This window comes from Microbulbifer aggregans (genome assembly GCF_001750105.1).
GTDB lineage: Bacteria > Pseudomonadota > Gammaproteobacteria > Pseudomonadales > Cellvibrionaceae > Microbulbifer > Microbulbifer aggregans.
In genome coordinates, this window is the sequence record NZ_CP014143.1 from 912,657 (window position 1) to 934,494 (window position 21,838).

Annotated in this window: 25 protein-coding genes; 10 read left to right on the forward strand and 15 right to left on the reverse strand. The window is 61.5% G+C overall.

Annotated features, from left to right (window positions below):
* Positions 1-25 precede the first annotated feature (25 nt).
* From AUP74_RS03915 to ftsY, 7 genes are all read right to left on the reverse strand, one after another.
* Positions 26-835 (reverse strand): outer membrane beta-barrel protein, encoded by an 810-nt coding sequence (locus AUP74_RS03915; RefSeq protein WP_069946417.1) that lies wholly within the window; start codon positions 833-835, stop codon positions 26-28.
* Between the two features lie 87 nt (positions 836-922).
* Positions 923-1,639 (reverse strand): tRNA (guanosine(46)-N7)-methyltransferase TrmB, encoded by a 717-nt coding sequence (trmB, locus tag AUP74_RS03920; RefSeq protein WP_069946418.1) that lies wholly within the window; start codon positions 1,637-1,639, stop codon positions 923-925.
* 60 nt (positions 1,640-1,699) lie between these two features.
* Entirely contained in the window at positions 1,700-2,077 is a 378-nt protein-coding gene (locus AUP74_RS03925) for a DUF423 domain-containing protein (protein WP_069946419.1), read from the reverse strand.
* A 127-nt stretch (positions 2,078-2,204) separates the two neighbouring features.
* The gene (rpoH, locus tag AUP74_RS03930) at positions 2,205-3,059 is read right to left on the reverse strand and encodes an RNA polymerase sigma factor RpoH (RefSeq protein ID WP_069946420.1); all 855 of its coding nucleotides are present in this window, start codon (positions 3,057-3,059) and stop codon (positions 2,205-2,207) included.
* A gap of 226 nt (positions 3,060-3,285) precedes the next feature.
* Positions 3,286-4,311, reverse strand: coding sequence for a permease-like cell division protein FtsX (gene ftsX, locus AUP74_RS03935; protein WP_226999886.1), 1,026 nt, complete (start codon positions 4,309-4,311; stop codon positions 3,286-3,288).
* Entirely contained in the window at positions 4,292-4,978 is a 687-nt protein-coding gene (ftsE, locus tag AUP74_RS03940; protein ID WP_069946421.1) for a cell division ATP-binding protein FtsE, read from the reverse strand. The genes ftsX and ftsE overlap by 20 nt, the downstream gene beginning before the upstream one ends.
* A gap of 47 nt (positions 4,979-5,025) precedes the next feature.
* A complete protein-coding gene (gene ftsY / locus AUP74_RS03945; protein ID WP_069946422.1) occupies positions 5,026-6,240 on the reverse strand; it encodes a signal recognition particle-docking protein FtsY in 1,215 nt (404 codons plus the stop codon).
* A gap of 79 nt (positions 6,241-6,319) precedes the next feature.
* On the opposite strand from ftsY, the gene rsmD reads away from it, so the two are divergent.
* The 5 genes from rsmD (at position 6,320) to sugE (ending at position 10,075) form a co-directional block, all read left to right on the forward strand.
* Positions 6,320-6,928, forward strand: coding sequence for a 16S rRNA (guanine(966)-N(2))-methyltransferase RsmD (gene rsmD, locus AUP74_RS03950; protein WP_069946423.1), 609 nt, complete (start codon positions 6,320-6,322; stop codon positions 6,926-6,928).
* A 90-nt stretch (positions 6,929-7,018) separates the two neighbouring features.
* Positions 7,019-7,495: a pantetheine-phosphate adenylyltransferase gene (gene coaD, locus AUP74_RS03955; RefSeq protein WP_069946424.1), complete on the forward strand. Its 477-nt coding sequence runs from the start codon at positions 7,019-7,021 to the stop codon at positions 7,493-7,495.
* Positions 7,496-7,579: 84 nt separating this feature from the next.
* Positions 7,580-9,301, forward strand: coding sequence for a gamma-glutamyltransferase (gene ggt, locus AUP74_RS03960; RefSeq protein WP_069946425.1), 1,722 nt, complete (start codon positions 7,580-7,582; stop codon positions 9,299-9,301).
* Positions 9,302-9,329: 28 nt separating this feature from the next.
* Positions 9,330-9,734, forward strand: coding sequence for a DoxX family membrane protein (locus AUP74_RS03965; RefSeq protein WP_069946426.1), 405 nt, complete (start codon positions 9,330-9,332; stop codon positions 9,732-9,734).
* Between the two features lie 17 nt (positions 9,735-9,751).
* Positions 9,752-10,075 (forward strand): quaternary ammonium compound efflux SMR transporter SugE, encoded by a 324-nt coding sequence (sugE, locus tag AUP74_RS03970; protein ID WP_069946427.1) that lies wholly within the window; start codon positions 9,752-9,754, stop codon positions 10,073-10,075.
* A gap of 27 nt (positions 10,076-10,102) precedes the next feature.
* Here sugE and AUP74_RS03975 read toward each other — a convergent pair whose 3' ends face one another.
* The 5 genes from AUP74_RS03975 to radC all read right to left on the reverse strand — a co-directional run bounded on the left by AUP74_RS03975 (position 10,103) and on the right by radC (position 13,423).
* The gene (locus AUP74_RS03975) at positions 10,103-11,032 is read right to left on the reverse strand and encodes an amidohydrolase family protein (RefSeq protein ID WP_158514537.1); all 930 of its coding nucleotides are present in this window, start codon (positions 11,030-11,032) and stop codon (positions 10,103-10,105) included.
* Positions 11,033-11,142: 110 nt separating this feature from the next.
* Entirely contained in the window at positions 11,143-11,958 is an 816-nt protein-coding gene (gene mutM, locus AUP74_RS03980; protein ID WP_069946429.1) for a bifunctional DNA-formamidopyrimidine glycosylase/DNA-(apurinic or apyrimidinic site) lyase, read from the reverse strand.
* Positions 11,959-12,089: 131 nt separating this feature from the next.
* Positions 12,090-12,245 (reverse strand): 50S ribosomal protein L33, encoded by a 156-nt coding sequence (gene rpmG, locus AUP74_RS03985; RefSeq protein WP_069946430.1) that lies wholly within the window; start codon positions 12,243-12,245, stop codon positions 12,090-12,092.
* A 36-nt stretch (positions 12,246-12,281) separates the two neighbouring features.
* Positions 12,282-12,518, reverse strand: a complete 237-nt coding sequence (gene rpmB, locus AUP74_RS03990; RefSeq protein WP_067083837.1) for a 50S ribosomal protein L28 — start codon at positions 12,516-12,518, stop codon at positions 12,282-12,284.
* Positions 12,519-12,748: 230 nt separating this feature from the next.
* On the reverse strand, positions 12,749-13,423 hold the full coding sequence (gene radC, locus AUP74_RS03995; protein WP_069946431.1) for a RadC family protein: 675 nt from the start codon (positions 13,421-13,423) through the stop codon (positions 12,749-12,751).
* Between the two features lie 88 nt (positions 13,424-13,511).
* Between radC and coaBC the strand changes: the two genes are divergently transcribed.
* The 4 genes from coaBC (at position 13,512) to slmA (ending at position 18,757) form a co-directional block, all read left to right on the forward strand.
* Positions 13,512-14,723, forward strand: coding sequence for a bifunctional phosphopantothenoylcysteine decarboxylase/phosphopantothenate--cysteine ligase CoaBC (gene coaBC, locus AUP74_RS04000; RefSeq protein WP_069946432.1), 1,212 nt, complete (start codon positions 13,512-13,514; stop codon positions 14,721-14,723).
* A gap of 23 nt (positions 14,724-14,746) precedes the next feature.
* Positions 14,747-17,056, forward strand: a complete 2,310-nt coding sequence (locus AUP74_RS04005; protein WP_069946433.1) for a phosphomannomutase/phosphoglucomutase — start codon at positions 14,747-14,749, stop codon at positions 17,054-17,056.
* Between the two features lie 55 nt (positions 17,057-17,111).
* Positions 17,112-18,014 carry an acetylglutamate kinase gene (argB, locus tag AUP74_RS04010; protein WP_069946434.1) on the forward strand — a complete coding sequence of 301 codons (903 nt, stop codon included), beginning with the start codon at positions 17,112-17,114 and terminating at the stop codon, positions 18,012-18,014.
* 131 nt (positions 18,015-18,145) lie between these two features.
* Positions 18,146-18,757 carry a nucleoid occlusion factor SlmA gene (slmA, locus tag AUP74_RS04015; RefSeq protein WP_069946435.1) on the forward strand — a complete coding sequence of 204 codons (612 nt, stop codon included), beginning with the start codon at positions 18,146-18,148 and terminating at the stop codon, positions 18,755-18,757.
* 58 nt (positions 18,758-18,815) lie between these two features.
* Here the strand turns inward: slmA and AUP74_RS04020 are convergent, their stop codons facing one another.
* Positions 18,816-19,388, reverse strand: a complete 573-nt coding sequence (locus AUP74_RS04020; protein ID WP_226999887.1) for a hypothetical protein — start codon at positions 19,386-19,388, stop codon at positions 18,816-18,818.
* Positions 19,389-19,476: 88 nt separating this feature from the next.
* On the reverse strand, positions 19,477-20,133 hold the full coding sequence (gene pyrE / locus AUP74_RS04025) for an orotate phosphoribosyltransferase (protein WP_069946437.1): 657 nt from the start codon (positions 20,131-20,133) through the stop codon (positions 19,477-19,479).
* Between the two features lie 114 nt (positions 20,134-20,247).
* On the opposite strand from pyrE, the gene AUP74_RS04030 reads away from it, so the two are divergent.
* Positions 20,248-21,015 (forward strand): exodeoxyribonuclease III, encoded by a 768-nt coding sequence (locus AUP74_RS04030; protein WP_069946438.1) that lies wholly within the window; start codon positions 20,248-20,250, stop codon positions 21,013-21,015.
* A gap of 73 nt (positions 21,016-21,088) precedes the next feature.
* Here the strand turns inward: AUP74_RS04030 and rph are convergent, their stop codons facing one another.
* Entirely contained in the window at positions 21,089-21,808 is a 720-nt protein-coding gene (rph, locus tag AUP74_RS04035; RefSeq protein WP_069946439.1) for a ribonuclease PH, read from the reverse strand.
* Positions 21,809-21,838 lie beyond the last annotated feature (30 nt).

The following is a 21,838-nucleotide window of genomic DNA, read 5'->3' on the forward strand; positions in this document are numbered from 1 at the left end:
CTGTCCGAATCCAGCGCCAAGTGGTTTATTGGGGGCAGCCCTCGTCGGTCACCGCCACTCCGGTCTGCGTGCGCGGACAGCGGTCCAGGTAATCAGGCACGCCATCATAGTCTCCATCCATCGGGCAGCCATCCTGCCCGACAGCGATACCCGGCGGCGTCTGCGGGCAACGGTCTACGCCGTCAACATAACCGTCAGCATCGGTGTCCCGTACCACGGTTGGGTATTCGTACCACTGGTAGCCGATGGCAACCGACAGGAAACCGTCGACTCCGCCCTCCTCAACCCCCTGGAATGCGCGGATATCGGCCCGAGTCTGCCAGCGGGGGCCAAGCTGATACTTGAGACCAAAGCCGGCATTGATCATGGTCTGCCGCCGGTGCCAGTCCCCCTCGAATTCCTCCAGGTCTTCCAGGCCGAAGGAGCCGTTGTACTCGGTCCGTACTTCCCCGACACCGAAGGCGAAATAGGGCTGCCATACACAGGGCGCGCCGCAGAAACTGCCGAGGAAGTGATAGAAGAGATCCAGGTGGTAGTTGTAGACATCGACTTTCTCGTCAATACCCTTGATGTCCGCGCTGAAATAATCAATCACCCCCTCCATGGCCCAGCGATCGGTAATGCTGTAGCCCAGACCACCACCACCGCCGGTGGAATCACTCAGCTCCAGGTCGAATCCCTGAAATGGGGTGCCGTCCAGGCGGTCACTGTCAAACCAGTAGCGGCCACCGTTCAGGTAGAGGTTAAGGGTGGTCTCCGGATCGGCAACCGCGACATCCGCCGCCAGGGCGAGCAGTGACGAGAATAGGAGAACAGACGGGCGACTTCTTGTCATTGTGGGCTCCGGAAGTTCCTTGACCGGCTCGGGGTCTGTTTGAAGATAGCAGACATTCCCCACCGCGCAACGCGCGCCAACGAAGCCCTATTTGAGCCGGTACAGCAGGTCCCAGACCCCGTGCCCCAGCCGCTGACCGCGGCGCTCAAATTTGGTTTCCGGCCGGAATTCCGGTCGCGGCGCGTACTGACCTGCACCCGCGGTGTTCTCCAGCGCCGACTCTGCCTCCAGCACCTCCAGCATGTGCTCGGCGTAATTTTCCCAGTCCGTGGCCAGATGCATCAGTCCGCCGCTTTTCAGCTTGGTGCAGAGCAGGCGGATAAATTCCGGCTGCACAATGCGGCGCTTGTGATGCTTCTTCTTGTGCCAGGGATCCGGGAAGTAGAGCTGGAAACGATCCAGTGAACCATCGGGGATGCAGTCGTTGAGCACATCCACGGCATCGGCCATGTAGACACGCAGGTTCTTTACCCCCGCCTTGCCGGCATTGTTGATCAGCCGGCCGACACCGGGGGGATGCACCTCGATGCCGATAAAGTCCTTGTCCGGTTCCGCCTCCGCCATGGCCAGCAGTGAGTCGCCCATGCCGAAACCGATTTCCAGCACCAGCGGCGCCTCGCGCCCGAAAGTGGCGACGGCATCCAGGGGGCCGTCGAACAGGGACAGGCCATAAGCCCCCCAGTAATTATCGAAAGCCCGTCGCTGGCCCTCGGTCATGCGACCGGCGCGGATCACATAACTGCGAATGGATTTCTTCTTGTACTCGGTGCGGTAGGGAAAGTCTTCCGCCGACTCGTCTTGCATGGTTCACAACCTCTGCTGTGCAAGCGGTTCAGGATTCAGTCTAGGCGCTGCTGCCGGTTATCAATCGCCCAGCTGGAGTGCGGCGACACACAGCGCAGCCCAGCCAGCGATCATGGCGAGCCCACCCAGTGGCGTCACCGGGCCGAGCCAGCGCGGTCCACCGAAGGTGAGCCCGTAGAGGCTGCCGGAAAACAGCAGTACGCCGATCACAAACAGCGCGCCGGTAACCACCAGTGCAGTGCGCTCGCCCCAGTGCTGCATCAAGAGCACGACGCCAAATAGCGCCAGGGCGTGCAACATCTGGTAGAGCACTCCGGTTTTGTAGGCCTCGAGCAGGTTTTCCGCCACCCGGCCACGCAGGCCATGGGCACCGAAGGCGCCGAGGATGACACCACTGCCGCCCAGAAAAGCGGCGAGAAACAGGTAGAGCTTGGTCATTTCCAACCGTGTCGTTTAGTCCGTGTCGTGGGCCCTGTGGGCGCGGGAGGATACCGGAAAAGCACAGGCCCCGACATAAAAAAACCGCGCAAATGCGCGGTTTTCTACCGGAAGACAGTGTTCGCGATCAGGCCTCCATGGCCGCGCGCACCTTCTTCATGGCGTTCTTTTCGAGCTGGCGGATACGCTCGGCGGACACGCCATATTTCTCCGCCAGTTCGTGCAGCGTGGACTTCTGCTCACTCAGCCAGCGGGCTTCGATGATGTCACGGCTGCGATCATCGAGGCCTTCCATTGCCAGGGAAAGGCTGTTGATACTGGTTTCCTGCCAGTTGTCGTGCTCCAGCTGGGCCGCCGGGTCAAAGCGACGATCCTCAAGATAATGGGCTGGTGCCTGCCAGGCGGTGTCGTCATCGTCATCCACACCCGCATCAAAAGCGGCATCGTGGGCAGACAGACGACCTTCCATCTCATACACCTGGGACAACTCCACGTTCAGGTCCTTGGCGACCGCCTTGGCCTCATCATGGGTGAGCCAGGCCAGCTTTTTCTTCTGGCCGCGCAGGTTAAAGAACAACTTGCGCTGTGCCTTGGTCGTCGCGATCTTCACGATACGCCAGTTGCGCAGGATGAATTCGTGAATCTCTGCCTTGATCCAGTGCACGGCAAAAGAAACCAGGCGCACACCCTTCTCCGGGTTGAAGCGCTTCACCGCCTTCATCAGACCGACGTTGCCTTCCTGAATCAGGTCACCCTGGTTCAGGCCATAACCGGAGTAGGACTTGGCGATATGAACCACGAAACGCAGGTGCGACATAACCAGCTGGCGCGCCGCATCGAGGTCTTCGCGATAGTAGAGGTCTTCCGCCAGCCGCTTCTCCTCTTCAGCAGAGAGCACATCGAAACTGCTGACCGTCTGGATATAGGCACCCAGGTTGGCGCCCGGAGACAGGGTATGAATTGGCTGTAAGCTGGTTCCCATTCAGGTCTTTCCTCCTACCTGTTTTTTTTGCCGCTTGGCGGCAGCTGCCAGAACCCCAGAACAGCGGGGCCGCAGCGAATTGCGTCCCAGTGTAGCACTAGCAGGGGCGACGAAGGAAGCCCGCCCCGCGGGGCCACAAACCGTTGAATTCCGGGGCCTTGGAGTGGTTATCCACAGGAAAAGTTCCCGTCCGGGACAGCATTTTTGATCGAAAGCTCAATTTAGCTTAATGGGGTTCGATCGCCCGCAGGTGGCGGGCCACGGCCACCCAGGCACCACAGAGCCCCAGCAGGGCAGCGCCAGCGCCGAGCCCCAGCAAATAGGTCAGGCCCGGGCCCTCCAGAGCATAGCCACTGCCATAGGAGGAAGCGAGGCCGGCCACCGGTCCCGACAACAGACCAACGCCCACGGCCACCAGCAGCCATGCCAGCAGGCCGCCAAAGAGACCGTACCAGAGGCCGCTGTAGAGGAAGGGACGGCGGACAAAGGCATCGGTGCCGCCGACCAGCTTCACCACCAGGATCTCATCGCGGCGATTCTCAATGTGCAGGCGAATGGTATTCACCACCACCAGGATCACCCCCAGTGCCAGCAGCAGGCCGAGCCCCAGGGACAGGCGCTGCCCCAGCTCGGTGAGGCGGGCCAGGCGCTGTACCCAGGCCATGTCCAGTACCACCGAGTCGGTGAGGGCGCTCTCCCGCAACCGCGCCGCCAGCTGCTCCAGCTCGGTCTCGGCCACCCTGGCCGGGCGCACCAACAGGACGCCCGGTAGCGGGTTGGCTCCCAACCCGGCGAGCGCATCACCGAGACCGGAACTCTGTTGAAACTCCGCCAGCGCCTGTTCTGGTGAGATATAGCTCACCTCGGCTACCGCGCTATCACTGCGTAACTCTTCGGTGAATCGTTCCACCGCTGTATCGCGGGCACCGCGGTTAAGGAAGACCGACAACTGTGGCTGGCCATCCCAGCCGGCGACCGCCCGTTGAAAGTTGCCCATGCCCAGCTGCAAAGACGCCGGCAGGGCCAGGGCGATGGCGATCACCAGTGCGGTCATGGCACTGGCCATCGGGGTAGCGAAGAAACGCCGCAGGGCCTCCGCAGCCATTTCCCGGTGGTGCCCGAGCCAGCTGTGCCAGCGATCAGACAGGCGCGTGCGCGCGGTCACCGCTCCAGCGGCGCGCTGGGCACGGGCGTCAGCAGCGGGAGCGCGAGCCACGGCGCCCCTGGAGGGATTACGGGTAGGCTGCTTCACGGGCCGGTATTCCGTCGTAAATCAGTTGGCCCGCCTGCAGCGTCAGCACACGTTGGCGCATGCGGGCAATGAGTTCGAGATCGTGACTCGCCACCAGCACGGTGACGCCCACGGCATTAAAGTCGGCAAACAGTCGCATGATCTCGGCCGAGAGTTGCGGGTCCAGGTTGCCCGTGGGTTCGTCTGCGACCAGCACCGCCGGCTTGTTGACCACGGCGCGGGCGATACCGACCCTCTGCTGTTCACCGCCGGACAGCACAATCGGGTTGTGCCGCTCCTTGTGCAGCAGCCCCACCTTGTCCAGTGCTGCCCGCACCCGACGGCCAACCTCTCGCCGGCTGCAGCCGGCAACGGCCAGGGGCAGGGCCACATTCTCGAACACACTGCGGTCGAACAGCAGCTGGTGGTTCTGGAACACGATGCCGAGGTTGCGGCGGTAGTAGGGGATCTGGCCGTTGCGCAGGCGGCCGATGTTCTGGCCCGCCACCAAAATGCTGCCCCGGGTCGGGCGCTCGATGGCAGTAAGGAGTTTCAGCAGGGTGCTCTTGCCGGCCCCGGAGTGGCCGGTCAGAAACACCAGTTCGCCACGGCCGATGTCGAGACTCACGCGCACCAGCGCATCCTGGCCGGATTCGTAGCGCTTGTTGACGTTGTCAAAAGTAATCATGGTCGGCCGCTGTTATTGTTTTCGTCGGCGGACAATCGCCACCGCGCTCAGGCCTGGCCGCCGCGCCCGTTGCGATCGAACAGGGCGGAGACGAACTCCCGCGCACGGAACGGCTGCAGATCTTCGGCCTGCTCGCCCACACCGATAAAGCGTACCGGAATACCAAAGCGCTGCGCCAGCGCGAAGATTATGCCGCCCTTGGCCGTGCCGTCGAGTTTGGTCAGCACCAGGCCGCTGACACCGGCGGCATCGCGGAACTGGGACGCCTGACTGATGGCATTCTGGCCGGTACCGGCATCCAGAACCAGCAGCACCTCGTGGGGGGCACTCTCGTCCAGCTTGGCCATCACGCGGCGCACTTTCGACAGCTCTTCCATCAGGTTCGACTTGGTGTGCAAACGGCCCGCAGTGTCGGCGATCACCACGTCGGTTCCCCGCGCCTGGGCGGACTGCACCGCATCGTAAATCACCGAGGCACTGTCTGCGCCCGTGTGCTGCGCCACCACCGGCACTTTGTGGCGCTCGCCCCACACCTGCAGCTGCTCCACCGCTGCGGCGCGGAATGTATCACCGGCAGCCAACATGACCGACTTGCCCTCGCCGAGGAAGCGGTGGGCCAGTTTACCGATCGTGGTGGTCTTACCCACGCCGTTCACCCCGACAACCAGGATGACATAAGGCTTCCTGGTGGTATCTACCTCCAATGGCGCCTCGACCCCTTTCAGCAGGTCTTCAAGCTCTTCCTGCAGTGCCCGGTAGAGCGCCTCGCCATCGTTCAGCTCGCGGCGGGATACCCGCGCGGTAAGGCGATCGACGATCTCGGTGGTGGCCTCCATACCGACGTCCGCCATCAACAACTGGGTCTCCAGCTCCTCCAGCAATTCGTCATCGATTTCCTTGGCGCCCAGGAACAGGTTGCCCATACCCTCGGCAAACTGGCTGCTGGTGCGGGTCAAACCTCGGCGGATACGGGTGAAAAAGCCCTCTTTCTTTTGCGGCTGGGGCTCCGGCGCAACCTCAGTCGACGCCTGTTCGGGTTCCTCGACCGGTGCCGGCTGCTCTACTTCGGCTTTCTCTTCGGCTTCAGCCCCTTCAGCTCCCTCTGGGGCTTCCTCTACCGACTCCTCGACCTCGGGAGCTGCCGGCTCACCGGTTTCGGCCGCAGCCTCTTCGGAACCGGCCTCTTCGGGCTGGGCTTCCTCGGGTTTGGCCTCGGTGTCTTCGGGCTTGGGCTTCTTTTTGCGCAGGAAGTCAAAGATCATGTCTGTGTCCGGATGTACCGCTGGCGGAAAGGCGCTAATCTTAGCACCGCTCACAAAGCCACACAGCCAGGAATCCGTTTTGTCCCGTAGCCGCGCGCGCAAACCATCCCGCAAATCAGCAACCGCCAGTCTCTCGCAGCTTCGTATCATTGGCGGTGAATGGCGTGGCCGGAAACTGCAGTTCGCGCCTGTGGAAGGGCTGCGCCCTACCGGTGACCGACTGCGGGAGACGCTGTTCAACTGGCTGCAGTTCCGGCTGCCGGGCGCGCGCTGCCTCGACCTTTTTGCCGGTTCGGGGGCGCTCGGACTCGAGGCCCTGTCCCGCGGCGCCGGCAGTGTGGATTTCGTCGAGCTGAACCGCCAGGCAGCCGAGACCCTCAGGGGCCAGTTACGGCTACTGCAATGCGACCGAGGGCAGGTACACAACTGCAGCGCCGCCCAATTCCTGCAGGGCGCCTCCGGCAACTACGATATTGTCTTTGTCGACCCACCCTTTGCCGGCGACTTGTGGACGGAAACCCTGGCGGCACTGGTTCCTCTGCTGGCGCCCGGCGCCCTGGTATACGTGGAGACGCCGCGGGACACGCTGCCGCTCCTGCCGCCGTCATGGCAGCTAGAGAAAGATAAGCGGGCAGGGCAGGTCTGCATGCGCCTGCTCCGCGCCAGCAGTGCCGATCAGGAGGACTGACACTGCCTGCGCTGCAGCGCTTTTTGAGCCCTCACCGCAAATTGTTTACCATGCGCGTCCCGTTTCGCCGGCAACATACAGTTTTGGCTTATGAAGAAAGTCGTTTACCCCGGAACCTTCGACCCCATCACTAACGGTCACATGGACCTGGTGGAGCGAGCCTGCCGGCTGTTCGATCATGTGATCGTGGCAGTCGCCGCCAGCAGCCGCAAGAACCCCCTGTTCACACTGGATGAACGGGTTGAGCTGTCCCAGCAGGTCCTGAGCCACTTGCCCAACGTGGAGGTCATCGGCTTCGACATCCTGCTGGCGGACCTGGTGCGCCAGGTCGACGCTTACGGGGTGCTGCGTGGCCTGCGCGCGGTTTCCGACTTTGAATACGAGTTCCAGCTGGCCAACATGAACCGCCAGCTGGCACCGAACATGGAAAGCCTGTTCCTTACACCGGCCGAACACCTCTCCTATATTTCCTCGTCGCTGGTGCGCGAGATCGCCTCCCTCGGCGGCGACGTCACCAAGTTCGTGCCGCCGGCAGTGCAAGAGGCACTACAGCAGAAATTCCGCTGATTCGCCGAGCCTGGGTCACCCGGCACGCCTGATTTCTCAGTACCTGTTACACTCCGGCAGCTCAGCGAGCTACCGGAGTCACACGTGCGCTATCTGATCCTCACCCTTGCCCTGCTGTCCGCGACCGTCGGCGCGCAGGAAGAAATCCAGCCCGAGGCAGCGACCGGCCGTACCGCCGTGAAAGCCGCGACTGCGGAAGAGTTCATGGCGGTGACCGCCAATCCCCACGCTACTCGCGCGGCGGTGCAAATGCTCGCGCAGGGCGGTACGGCGGTGGATGCAGCCATCGCCGCGCAGTTAATGCTGACGCTGGTGGAACCGCAGTCGTCCGGCATCGGCGGCGGCGCCTTTATGCTGAGCTTTCAGGCAAAAGATAACTCCCTCCACTATTTCGACGGTCGCGAGACCGCGCCGGCGGGAGTGACCGCTGAGCACTTTATCCGCGATGGACAACCACAGGGTTTTCTCGAGGCGGTGATCGGCGGCCACTCGGTGGGTGTGCCCGGCGTTATGCGCATGCTGGAACTCGCCCACCAAAAACAGGGCAAGCTCCCCTGGGCCACGCTGTTCCAGCCAACCATCGAGCTGGCGGATGCAGGCTTTGAAGTTTCACCGCGACTACACCACCTACTGGTGAAAATGCCCCGGGTTGCCGTGCGCCCAGCGATCCGCGACTACTTCTTCGACAAAAATGGCCAGCCGCTACCGGTGGGCCACCTGCTCAAGAACCCGGATTACGCCGACACGCTGCGCATCCTGGCCCAAAAGGGCAGCGATGCGTTCTACCGTGGCGAAATCGCTGAGGCGATTGTCGAGGCCGTGCGCAACGACCCGGAAAACCCCGGCGTGATGACAATGCAGGATCTCGCCGATTATCGGGCCAAAGAACGCGAACCGGTCTGCAGTGATTTCCTGCAGTACCGCGTGTGTGGTGCCGATGCCCCTTCCTCGGGCGGCACCACCGTGGGTGCGACTCTGGGTATGCTGGAACAGTTTCCGCTTCGCGACATGGAAGTGGGCAGCGCACCACTTACACACCTGTTTATCGAAGCCTCGGAACTGGCCTTTGCCGATCGCAACACCTATCTCGCCGACCCCGATTTCGTCCAGGTTCCCAGCCATGCGCTGGTCGCTCCGGAATATCTGGTACGCCGGGCCAAGCTGATTTCGTCCGAGCGCGCCAGCCGGGCAGTGCCCGGAGTGCCGACACCAGCGACGCCACAGCGTTTGCAATCCGCTTCCCCGGAGCTGCCCAATACCAGTCACCTGGTGATCATCGACCGCTACGGCAACGGCGTCAGTATGACCACCAGTATCGAAACCGGCTTCGGTTCGCGGCTGCTGGTCAAGGGCTTCCTACTCAACAACCAGCTCACTGATTTTTCTTTCGTGCCGACGAAAGCCGATGGCGAGCTGGTGGCCAACCGGATCCAGCCGGGCAAACGCCCGCGCTCCTCCATGTCGCCCACCATCGTGCTGAATCGCGATGGGGAAATGCGCCTGCTGGTCGGGTCTCCGGGTGGCTCACGGATCATCAACTACACTGCCCGCACCATTCTCTACCATCTCGCCCTGGATATGCCGATCTCAGACGCTGTGGCGGCCGGCAACATTGGCGCCATCGGCGGCAGAGTCGAATTGGAACCGGAGTTCTTCAGTGCAGACACTGTAAGAAACCTGGAGGAACTCGGACATAAAGTGGTGCAACGCAATCTCAATAGCGGCATTCATGCCATTGCGTTGATCGATGGCCAGCTGCAGGGCGGCGCCGACCCTCGCCGCGAGGGTAATGCTGCCGGCAAGTGAGCCTATCTTTTACGGACGGGAGAGAGTCATGCGCGCCTATACACTTTTGCTGCTGCGGGTCAGTCTGGGCCTATTGCTGGTGATCTGGGGTGTCGACAAGCTGGTCAATGTGAACCATGCCATTGCCGTATCCGAGCGTTTCTACCTTGGAATCATTAGCGCTCCTCTGGCCTGGAACATCTTCGGCGGCCTGCAGATACTGCTGGGAGCAGCCGTGATCTTCGGGCTCTGGCGCAAACTCACCTTCCCGGCACAGACACTCATCAATGGCGCCACCCTGCTGGGCGTCTGGCAGTCTGTGGTCGATCCCTGGGGATGGGTGTTGCAAGGGAGCAACGTGCTCTTTTATCCGTCGTTGATCATTTTTGCAGCCTGTTTAGTCCTGTGGGCATTTCAGGCCGATGACCGGCTATCGCTGGATCGTCGCAGATAAATCAGCTGGCTTTGTCGATGACCAACCCCTGGTTCCTGTTATTGATCGCCGGCCTGCTGGAAGTGGGTTGGGCGGTGGGGCTCAAATACACTGATGGCTTCAGTCGCCCATTGCCCAGCGCGCTGACCATCATCACCATGGTGGCCAGTTTCTACTTCCTCGCCCAGGCACTGAAAGTAATTCCCGTGGGAACGGGCTATGCCGTGTGGACCGGTATCGGCGCTGTGGGTACGGCCATTCTCGGTATCGTACTGTTTGCCGAGTCGACGGCTCTGCCGCGGCTGTTGTGTATCGGCTTGATTGTGGCGGGCATTGTCGGCCTCAAGCTGACCTCCCCCTGACCGCCTCTGCGTGACTGGATGCGAGCGTTAATCTGGCGCGCTGCCACTGGCAGCCGCGTCGTAGATCACCTGCCCCCCGTGGTAACTGCGCAATACATCGAGTTCGCGCAGTGCTTTTGACCCAACCCCATCCGGGCTGTCAGCGACAATGGTGAAGTCCCCGCTCTCGCCCACCTCCAGCGCGCCCTCAATCCGCTCTGATACTTTAGGCCCATGCTGATCGTGCGAAGACTCCACCCGGGGGATGATGACATCCACAACCGCCATCGCCGCCGGCTCACGAAACACCCCGATGACCAGGCCGTTGTCGTCGCGCTCAATCACACCGCTACTCGGCTGCAGCGTGTCGATATTGATCCCGGCGGCGGCTACGGCTTCGGAATTGGTCCAAAGGGTTTGGTGATCAGCTGAGAACATCAAGATAGGAATCAGATCGCTCACCTGGTCCAGCTGGCCTTTATGGGGCGACTGGTCACCAAAGTCGGATTCTCGCCAACCCGCACCCACGACGAGCTGCTGCTCGGGATATGCTTCGATAAATTCAGCAATAGTGCGCTGATAGTCGCCAACACCGGTTACTCCATAAAGATTGACCAATGCCTCGACAGCGTAACGATGCATGCGGGGATCTATCACACCAGGCAACACTAACTTGCCCTCAAGGTTTTCTACTCGGGTGCGGTCCCCGGTCAGCCGCAAATCGCTGTCAGCATCTCCCAGGTAGGTTATGCGCCCGTCACGAACGGCAATGGTTTGCCCCTTGAGTAACTCGCTCTGACCAGAATAAGTGGAGGCATTGGTGAGCACCAGGTCTGCAAACTCTGGCCTGGCATCTTCCGGCGAGTGGGATCCCGCCCGATCAAATCGTTCACCAGGCTCCCCCTGGCGGGCATCCTTTCCGCAGCCAGCTGCGAGTAACAGAATGCACAGAACCCAGGCCCATCGCATGACGCCCATCCCCTTTACCCGCATGGCTACCAGAACCCTCACTATAAATACGTCGAAGTTCGCCGGCACGCACCGGATCGGCTACTCGCGGGCGAACCGTCGACTGAGTATAGGAGGGGTCAGCGCTGGCAACTGCCGCAGAAAAAGGTGCTGCGCTGGCCCAACACCTGATCGCGTACCGGCCGCCCACACTTGCGACAGGGTTGACCGGTGCGGCCGTAGACATTCAAACGCTGGGCAAAGTAACCGGGCTGGCCGTCACCTCCGACAAAGTCTCGCAGGGTGGTGCCGCCCTGCTCGATAGCGCTGGCCAGTACCTGCTTGATGGCATCGGCCAGACGCAGGTAGCGGGCACGGGAGATACCGCCGGCGGGGCGATCGGGGCGGATACCGGCCAGGAACAGTGCCTCACTGGCGTAGATATTGCCCACGCCAACGACGATGCGGCCATCCATGACGAACGTCTTCACCGACTGTCGCCGGCCGCGGGAGGCGGTAAACAGATACTCGCCGTTGAATTCCTCGGACAGGGGTTCCGGCCCGAGATGCGACAGCAGGTCGTGGGCCTCCGGATCACCGGTGGTCCAGAGCAAGGCGCCAAAGCGGCGGGGATCGTGATAGCGCAGGTGCCACCCGCTGTCGAGGATCCAATCGATGTGGTCGTGCTTGCGAACCTCCGCATCGGGCCGCACCAGTCGCAGGCTGCCGGACATGCCCAGATGCCAGATGGCACAGCCGCGGTCGGTGTGTACCAGCAGGTACTTGGCGCGGCGCTCCAGGCGCAGGATCCTGGCCCCGGCAATATGCCGTTCAAAATCCGGATCGACCGGCCAGCGCAGGCTGCGCTGGCGTACCACCGCAGAGCGCACGATATGACCCTCGAGATGCGGGGCCAAGCCACGGCGGGTCGTTTCTACTTCTGGGAGTTCCGGCATCTCTGTTCTCGCTGTATCACTGCGGGCCTTTGCTCGGGACTAGTGGTTTTTCGCGGTTTTATACCCATCGCCCAATCCCAAGGCAAAAAAAAGCCCGGTAAAAACCGGGCTTTTCTGTGCAGGGAGGGCAATTACTTGATCTTGCCTTCCTTGTACATCACATGCTTGCGAACGACGGGATCGTATTTTTTGATCTCCATCTTCTCAGGCATGTTGCGCTTGTTCTTGGTGGTGGTGTAGAAGTGTCCAGTGCCGGCACTGGAATTCAGACGAATTTTATCACGCATTGTTCTGTCTCCGATCTCTCAGCAGCTAGCTGCCAGTTACACTTTTTCGCCGCGGGCGCGCAGCTCGCTCAGTACGGTGTCGATGCCTTTCTTGTCGATCACGCGCATGCCTTTGGCGGAGACGCGCAGCTTCACAAAACGCTTCTCGGACTCAACCCAGAAACGGTGGCTGTGCAGGTTCGGCACGAAGCGACGCTTGGTGCGGTTTTTGGCGTGGGAAACATTGTTACCGGTGACCGGGCGCTTACCGGTTACCTGACATACCTTGGACATCTGTTGGCCTCTTCAAAACTCTCGTGCCCGCATGACAGGGAGTGCGGGGACATCTATTCGGGATTCTAATCCGGTTCCTGGGCGGCGGCGGAAACTGTTCAGAATCTGGCCCGGCCGCAAAGAGCGGCGTTTTATACCAGAACAGACCCCGGGGAGCAAGTTTTGTACAACAAATCATCTTCATCGGGAGACAGACCCCCGTTACGGGGCACTGAACCCGTGTGACCCTCCTACAACAGGCCCTGCTCGGCGAACGACAGTGCCGCTCCTTCGCCGACGATCATATGGTCGAGTACCTTGATATCCACAAGTTCCAGCGCCTGGGACAGGCGCTCAGTTATCCACAGGTCGGCCTGGCTGGGCTCACTGATGCCAGAAGGATGGTTATGGGCGAGGATGACCGCCGCCGCGCCCTGTTGCAGCGCCGCCTGCACCACTTCCCGCGGATAGACGCTGGCGGCATTGAGGGTGCCCTCAAACAGTTCCTCGAAGGCGATCACCCGGTGCTGGCTGTCCAGATAGAGACAGCAGAAGACCTCTCGCCGCCGGTGGCGCAGCTGCGCGGCGAGGAAATCCCGCACCGCCTGGGGGCTACACAGCGCATCGCTGCGCTGCAGAGTCTCGGCCAGATGACGACGTGCCATTTCCAAAACCGCCTGCAACTGCACGAACTTGGCGTCACCGAGCCCCTTGGCACGGCAGAAATCGGACCGACTCGCCTCCAGCAGGGGCCGCAGACCACCGAAATCCGCCAGCAGCTGGCGGGCAAGGTCCACTGCCGACAGGCCTGGTAGCCCTGTGCGCAGAAAAATGGCCAGTAACTCCGCATCGGAGAGGGCGCTTGCGCCCCGCTGCAACAGCTTCTCCCTCGGCCGCTCCGCCGCCGGCCAGTCCGTAATTGCCATGGTCTCCTCCCTGAGCCCCGCTTGCCTGATAAGATATGGCGCATCAATGCTAATCTTACCCGTTCCTCTAACTCCGGAAACAGCGCCCATGTCGTCTCTGGCCAACAAACGCATCCTGCTGGGTATCAGCGGCGGTATTGCCGCCTACAAGAGCGCCGACCTGGTACGCCGCCTGAAAGAGCGCGGTGCCGACGTGCGCGTGGTCATGACTGCCGGCGCCCAGGAGTTCATAAAGCCGCTCACGTTCCAGGCCCTGTCCGGCAATCCGGTGCACAGCGATCTGCTGGATCCGGCCGCGGAGGCCGCAATGGGCCATATCGAACTGGCCAAGTGGGCAGAGCTGATCCTGATCGCACCCGCCAGCGCCCAGGTACTGGCAAAGCTGGCTGCAGGTATGGCCGACGACCTGCTCAGCACCCTGTGCCTGGCCAGTGAAGCAACGCTGGCTGTGGCTCCGGCTATGAATCAGGCCATGTGGCGGCACCCTGCCACGACCGCCAACGTGGAAACGCTGCGGTCCCGCAATGTATCGATCTGGGGGCCTGCTGCCGGCAGCCAGGCCTGCGGGGACGTGGGGCCAGGGCGGATGCTGGAGCCAGAGGCACTGGCGGCAGAGGCAGAGTCTCTATTGCAGCCCTGCAGCGATTTGCACGGCAAGCACTTTGCCATCACCGCCGGCCCTACGCGGGAGTCCCTGGATCCGGTGCGCTATCTCACCAACCACAGCTCGGGCAAAATGGGGTTTGCCCTGGCGGCCGCGGCGCAACGCGCGGGTGCGGAAGTGACATTGATCGCCGGCCCGGTCAGTCTGCCGACACCACCGGGAGTCAAGCGCATCGATGTGGTGGATGCCCGACAGATGCAGGAAGCCGCCGAACGGGCCGCTGACCTGTGCGACGTGTTCATCGCCGCCGCTGCAGTGGCCGACTTCCGCCCCGAGCGGATAGCGCAGGAGAAGATCAAGAAGACCGATGACAGCAATCGCGACACCCTGGCGCTGGTGAAGAATCCGGATATTGTCGCCGCTATCGCTGCACGCTGCGAGAGAAGGCCGTTTACCGTCGGCTTCGCCGCAGAAACGGAAAAGGTCCTCGAGCACGCAAAGGGCAAGCTGGCGCGCAAAAATCTAGACATGATTATTGCCAATGATGTCAGCGAGGCAGATAGCGGCTTCAACAGTGAGCGCAACCGGGTAACCGTGATCGACCAGACTGGCGGCACTGAGCTGCCCTCCTCACTGAAGACAGAGCTGGCAGAACAGCTGATCCAAATGATCGCCACACAGGCTTTCGCACAATAACTACAAGACGTTCTGGATTTAACGTGGCTTCAAAATTCAATAACGCCCTCTCTTTCCATCGGCGACTCGTCCTTCCGGCAGCGCTCTGCGCGACCGTTTGGCTCGGGGGTGCCGCCCTGCTCGACCGCTCGGTGGTCTCACCCTATAACGCGGCTTCCGTAACCGAAGCCGCTGAGTCACTGGCGAAGAGCGAGTCCACCCGCCTGAATAGTGCGCTCGAACAGCAGGCTCAACAGTTACACGCCTTCGTTGCCGGCGGCGCGCGAAAAGCCACGGCCAAAAACGCCTCGCATCAAGAAGCCGGCGGGCGATTGCAGTACTTTTCACAAAGTGATCTCCGTGTCGGTGCAGGCTCCGAACCGGCCCTCAACTTTGCCCTGCTGGATCTGATCAAGCGCACCCTGGAGGCGGGTCCGCAAGCCGTGGAAATTCTGCGTACCGGCAGCGAGGACAGCTGGCAGCTGCACCGGGTGGTTGCCAATGGTGATGGGGCGCTGCTGCAATCGCGGCCATTTACCGAACTTGGACAGACACTGCAGGCTCTCTCTGAGGGCGCCGGAGAATGGGTGCTGCTGCAGCAGTTCCCCGGCGGACCGGCGCAGACTCTGTGGCGCGCGGGGCAGGGCGATGGTTCCCGGGTCAACGCGGCTGTTGCCGGCTCCCACCTGACCCTGGCTTTCCGCCCGGGCACGGAGTTTTCGAAACAACACAGTATCAGCGCCGCCTGGATATACAGCATCGCCATGATCGGCCTGATGCTTTCCCTGGCCGCCCTGTGGCGCTTCCTGCCCCGATATACCCAGGCACCCTGGGAGCAACAGGGCAAGCGCCCGCGGCCAGGCGGAGCGGCTCTGCAATCCCGGCAAAAGAAGAGCGAGGGGACTCCTGTCGCCGAATCCGGGGCACACAGCTCCGGCGCGCCGCTTTCCCCAAGGGACCAGCTGCAGGAGAAGGTGGAGTTTCCGCAGCACGTGTTCCGCGCCTACGACATCCGCGGCATCGCGGGTTCCGAGATCAACGAGCCCTTCGCCTACCAGCTCGGCCGCGCTCTGGGTACCTTGGCCCAGCGCGCCGGCGAAGATCTGCTGATGGTCGGCCGTGATGGCCGCAACAGCAGCGAGTTACTTTCCCGCTGTCTGGTAGAGGGCATCCTGGAAACCGGTTGCAGCTGCGTGGATCTGGGCCTGGTGCCGTCACCGCTGCTCTATTTCGCCTGCGCCCGCGGCACCAATACCAGCAGCGGTGTCGTGGTGACCGCCAGCCACAATCCGGCTGAATACAACGGCTTCAAGATTGTGATGAAAGGCCGGTCGATGGCAGAGGAAAAACTGCAAAAGCTCCGGACACTGATGCAGCAGGGGCCTTTCGACAGTGGCCAGGGCAGTTACCGCGAACAAGACATCCGCGACCACTATATCGACGAGATCTTCAACGACGTGGCGTTGGCCGGGCAGCCCCGCCTGGTCATCGATGCCGGCAACGGCGCCACCTCTAACCTGGCTCCTCAGCTGTTCGAACAACTGGGCTGTCAGGTGACACCGCTATTCTGCGAAGTGGACGGCAACTTCCCCAACCATCCGCCGGACCCGTCGCGACCCGAAAACCTACAGGCCCTGATCGACAGAGTGCGTGAAACCGGCGCCGATCTGGGTGTGGCACTGGACGGCGATGGGGACCGGGTGACCCTCATTTCCAGCTCCGGCCGCATCGCCTGGGCCGATCAGCTGGTGATGCTGTTGGCCCGGGATGTGCTGGCTCGTAACCCGGGCGAGGATATTGTCTTCGATGTGAAGTGCAGCCGCGCCCTGCGAGAGCTGGTCAACCAGTACGGCGGCCGGCCGGTGATGTGGAAGACCGGCCACGCTCCGATGAAGAGCAAAATGCTGGAAACCGGTGCCATTCTTGGCGGTGAGCTTTCCGGCCACATCTTTATCAAGGACCGCTGGTTCGGTTTCGATGACGGCCTCTATGCCGCCGCGCGGGTCCTCGAAATCATGGCCCTGCGTGAGCAGAGCCTCGATGAGCTGCTGGATTCGCTGCCCAAGATGGCCAGCACACCGGAAATCCTGCTGCCGGTACCGGAGGAGGACAAGTTCCAATTGGTGCAGGCAATCCAGGAAAATGCCGATTTCGGCGATGCGGATATCAACACCATCGACGGGCTGCGCATCGAGTTCGCCGATGGCTGGGGGCTGGTGCGCGCTTCCAATACCGGTGCCGCCCTGACACTGCGCTTCGAGGCGGAGACCGAGGAGCAACTGCGCCGCATCTACACCGCGGTGGGCAAGCAGCTTCTGGCGGTTTCACCGCAGCTGTCACTGCCCAAACTTTGACCCGGGGGGCTGGAGTAGAGCTCCTCGCCCGATCACTGGATAGGAAAGTCCAAGCATGTCACTGGATCAGAAATCAGCCCTGCGCGTAGCCCAGGTACTGAACGAGGCGCTGCCCTATATTCAGCGCTTTACCGGTAAGACCGTCGTCGTCAAGTTCGGCGGCAACGCCATGGTGGACGAGGCACTGCAGAACAGTTTTGCCCGCGACATCATTTTGATGAAACTGGTGGGGATGAACCCCGTGGTGGTGCACGGCGGCGGCCCGCAGATCGGCGGACTGCTGGATAAACTCAACATCGAGTCCCGTTTTGTCGACGGCATGCGGGTAACCGACAGCGAGACCATGGATGTGGTTGAAATGGTGCTGGGCGGCACCGTCAACAAGCAGATCGTCAATCTGATCAACAAAAATGGCGGCCGCGCGGTGGGCATCACCGGCAAGGACGGCCTGCTGATCCGGGCGCGAAAGCTGCAGATACAGAGCGAAACCGCCGGACTGCACGCTTCGGAGATCATCGACATCGGTCATGTGGGCGAAGTGGAACATGTCGATACGGCGGTCATCGACATGCTCATCCACGGCGACTTCATCCCGGTGATCGCCCCGATCGGCGTCGGCGAGGACGGAGCGTCGTACAATATCAACGCCGATCTCGTGGCCGGCAAAGTGGCCGAGTACCTGCACGCCGAAAAGCTCATGCTGCTGACCAATGTGGCCGGCCTGCAGGACAAGAATGGCGAGGTACTCACCGGGCTGACCACCCTGCAGGTGGACGGGCTGATCGCCGATGGCACCATCTACGGCGGCATGCTGCCAAAGATCGCCTGTGCCCTCGATGCGGTAAAAGCGGGTGTGACCTCCGCCCATATCATTGACGGTCGCGTCCCCCACGCCGTACTGCTGGAAATTTTCACCGATACCGGTGTCGGCACGCTGATCACCGACAACAGCGAGTGATCCACAGCGGCAGTGTTCCAGTAATTGAAGCGGCGCCGGTGAATCGTTAGGATTCCCGCGCCCGCCCTGTAATTTGCCGGGGCGATAACAAGAAACGATGTTCCCGGTCTCCTCCGGGTAAAAGGCAGTCAATGAGCAGCGAAAAAATCAACCGGCGCCAACAGATCCTGCAGGCACTGGCCCATATGCTGGAGGCCAGCCCCGGTGCCCGCATCACTACCGCGGCACTGGCCAAAGAGGTCGGCTTCTCGGAAGCGGCGCTTTATCGTCACTTCCCCAGCAAATCGAAGATGTTCGAGGGGTTGATCGAGTTTATCGAGGAGACCATCTTCAGCCGGGTTTCCCTGATCCTGCAGGATGAGCCCTCTGCACTGGCACGCTGTCAGAAAATCCTGCACTTGCTGCTCGCGTTCTGCGAGCGCAACCCGGGCATCACCCGCCTGCTTACCGGCGACGCACTGACCGGTGAAACCGAACGCCTGCACGGACGTATCCTACAGTTCTTCGACCGCCTGGAGACGCAACTGAAGCAGATCCTCCGCGAAGCGGAACTGCGGGAGCAACTGCGGCCCGCCATTCCCCTCGGCAGTGCCGCCAACCTGCTGCTGGCGAGCGCCGAGGGTCGTATCGTGCAGTACGTGCGCAGTGGCTTTAAACGCAAACCGACCGATTACTGGGCCGAGCAGTGGCCGGTCCTGATGGCGGGGTTTTTCCGCGAGCCGGCCGTAGCGACGGCCCGCTAGAGGGAAGGCAGAAGGAAAATTCGACTGTTCGAATAGGGCGGGGGGATTAGCCGGCGAACTACTTGCCGGCGATCTGGGTAAAACGCTCCGCCGCGCGGTCAAACTCACGCTCAATACGGACCGCTTCATCCTTGCGGTGCTGCATACGCTCGTTCAGCACCCTTACTTCCTCGCGCAGGTTGCTGATCCGTTGCAGCCTTTCGGGCGCCACCTCATCGCCGTGGCGCTGGATACGGGCCGCGGCAGCCTCTTCCTGCTCGATCTGCTGCCGGAGACTGGAAAGGTTGGAGCGCAACAGGGCCATATCCTGCTTGACGATGGCTATCTTGCGACTCTTAGCGCTCTCAATATCGGCCAGGCTGCTGTAGCGGCGCATCAGTTCGGCATCGGCCTGGCGCTGGGCCTCCAGCTGCCGCTTGCGCTCCAGCTCTTCGCCAGTCAGCTGCGGCGGCACCACCTCCAGTACCCGGCCGGAGGGAGTGAGGATTTCGTAGCCACGGGGCGCATAGCGTGGCGGCACCACGTCGTCCAGGACCTGAATGCCCTGCTCATTGGTATAGCGGAACAGCACCTCCCCCTTGCCGGGCAAAGCGCGGTTTTGCTCAGCACTGATTGCTGCGCCGGTGGCCATAAGTGCCAGCCATCCGGCGAGTATACGGGGGGCAACCCTCATCGAAGTTCTCACTGATTTCAGGCAGATCTGGGTAATCGTCGCCGCGCTACCCTCGCGCAGAGACCCCATAACGCTGCCGATACTCCACAATTTTTTTCAGAGTATCACCTTCTTGCGGCGCTTCCTCAAGGTAGCTGATGATGTCATCCAGCTCCACGATGCTGACCACGGGGACACTGTATTCACTTTCCACCTGCTGGATAGCAGACAGTTCCGTCTCCTCGCCGGCACGCTCCTGGCGGTTGAGGCCGATGACGACACCGGCCGGCTCTGCACCCTGGACTCGGATAATGTCCATGACCTCTCGCACGGCCGTACCGGCAGTAATAACGTCATCAATGATCAAAATCTTGCCTTCCAGCGGCGCACCCACTAAGGTTCCGCCTTCGCCGTGATCCTTGGCCTCTTTGCGGTTGTAACAGAAGGGCTTATCGACGCCTTTCTGCGCGAGCGCCACGGCGGTCACCGCTCCCAGCGGAATACCCTTGTAGGCCGGCCCGAAAATGACATCGAACTCCACTCCCGAGGCGAGGATCGCTTCGGCGTAGGCGTGACCCAATGCCGCCAGGGCAGCGCCGGAGTGAAAGCGGCCGGCATTAAAAAAATAGGGGCTGCGGCGACCCGATTTCAGGGTGAACTCACCAAAACACAGCACCTGATGATCCAGGGCCAGTTGGATAAAATCGCGCTGATACTGCTGCATGGAAATTTGGAAACTATTGGCTAAGGTGAAGGAAGACCTCCCCACGGGAAGCTGCGGGAGGGGTATGCACATAATGTTACTAATGATACACAGTCCGCTGGTAAGGGGCTAATAATGCGAATAGTGAGTTTGTCGGTTGACGGCATTCACCAAGCGGCACAGCGTGGCCTCTATGACTGGCTAGCGGAACAGGATGCAGACATCATTTGCCTGCAGGACTTACGTTCGCTGGAACCGGAGCTGGATCACCCGGTTTTCCACCCAGACGGTTACTACAGCTACTTCTTCGACTCCGGAACGCCCCACGAGAACGGCGTGGCCATCTACACCCGCAACCAGCCCAAAGCCATCATCTTTGGGATGGGCTTTGCGAACGGTGAAGATATGTATGGCCGCTATCTGCAGGCGGACTTTGAGCGCCTGAGTGTCGGCTCGCTGCTGGCACCGGCGGCAACCGATGAGTCGTCTCTGGAAAAGAAAGTACAGTTTTTCGACGACATGCAGGCGCACCTGATCAAAATCAGCCGCAAGCGCCGGGACTTCATCTTCTGCGGCAACTGGGGCATGGCCCACCGGCGCGCCGACGTCGAGAACTGGCAGGATCACCAGGACACCCCCGGCTTTATGCGCCACGAGCAGCGCTGGCTGGACCAGCTGTTCAATGAAATCGGTTACGTGGATGCTTTCCGCAAGGTAGTAAAGGACGCCGACGAGTTTAGCTGGTGGCCCAGTGGGACCGTGGGCGAGGGGGACGGCTGGCGGACTGATATGCAGGTGACCTCGGCCACCCTGAAAAACCGTATCGAGTACGGCGCCATCAACAAGAACGTGAGCTTTTCCAGTCACCTGCCGGTGATCATGGATTACGACCTGGAAGTCTGATCCCTCGGTTGCTCGCCCGCTCACCGAGAGCGGGCGGTGTCCCGCCCGCACCCAGCCCTTGTTACGACTGCCCTTATTTGGCCAGAGCCTTGCGTTGCAGTTCGATCAGCTCGTCAATGCCGGATTTACCCAGCGCCAGCATTTGCGCAAACTGCTTTTCCGTAAAGGGCGCTCCCTCGGCGGTCCCCTGCACCTCGATCATGCCGCCATCCGCTGCCATGACCAGATTCATGTCGGTATCGGCACGGCTGTCTTCCGGATAGTCCAGGTCGAGTACCGGCTCGCCTTCGTAGATCCCCACAGAAACCGCGGCCACCAGATTCTGGAGAGGATCCGTCGCGATCATTTTCTCCCGCTGCATAAAACGCAGTGCATCTACCAGTGCGACGCATGCCCCGGTGATCGCCGCCGTACGGGTGCCACCGTCGGCCTGGATTACATCGCAATCGAGCGTGATCTGGTTTTCGCCGAGCAGCTCCAGATCCACTGCCGCGCGCAGTGAGCGGCCGATAAGACGCTGGATTTCCACCGTGCGCCCGCCCTGTTTTCCGCGAGCTGCCTCCCGCGCCATACGCGAACCGGTCGAGCGCGGCAGCATGCCGTATTCAGCCGTGATCCAGCCGCTGCCCTGGCCGCGCAAAAAGCGCGGCACCTCGTCTGCAACCGATGCAGTGCACAACACCTTGGTGTCGCCGAACTCCACCAGCACAGAACCCTCCGCGTGGCGGGTGTAGTTGCGCGTGAGGCGCACGGGGCGCAGTTGCTCTGGTTTCCGGCCGCTGGGTCGCTGCATGAATTCACCTCGAAAAATTGCGTTGAAAAG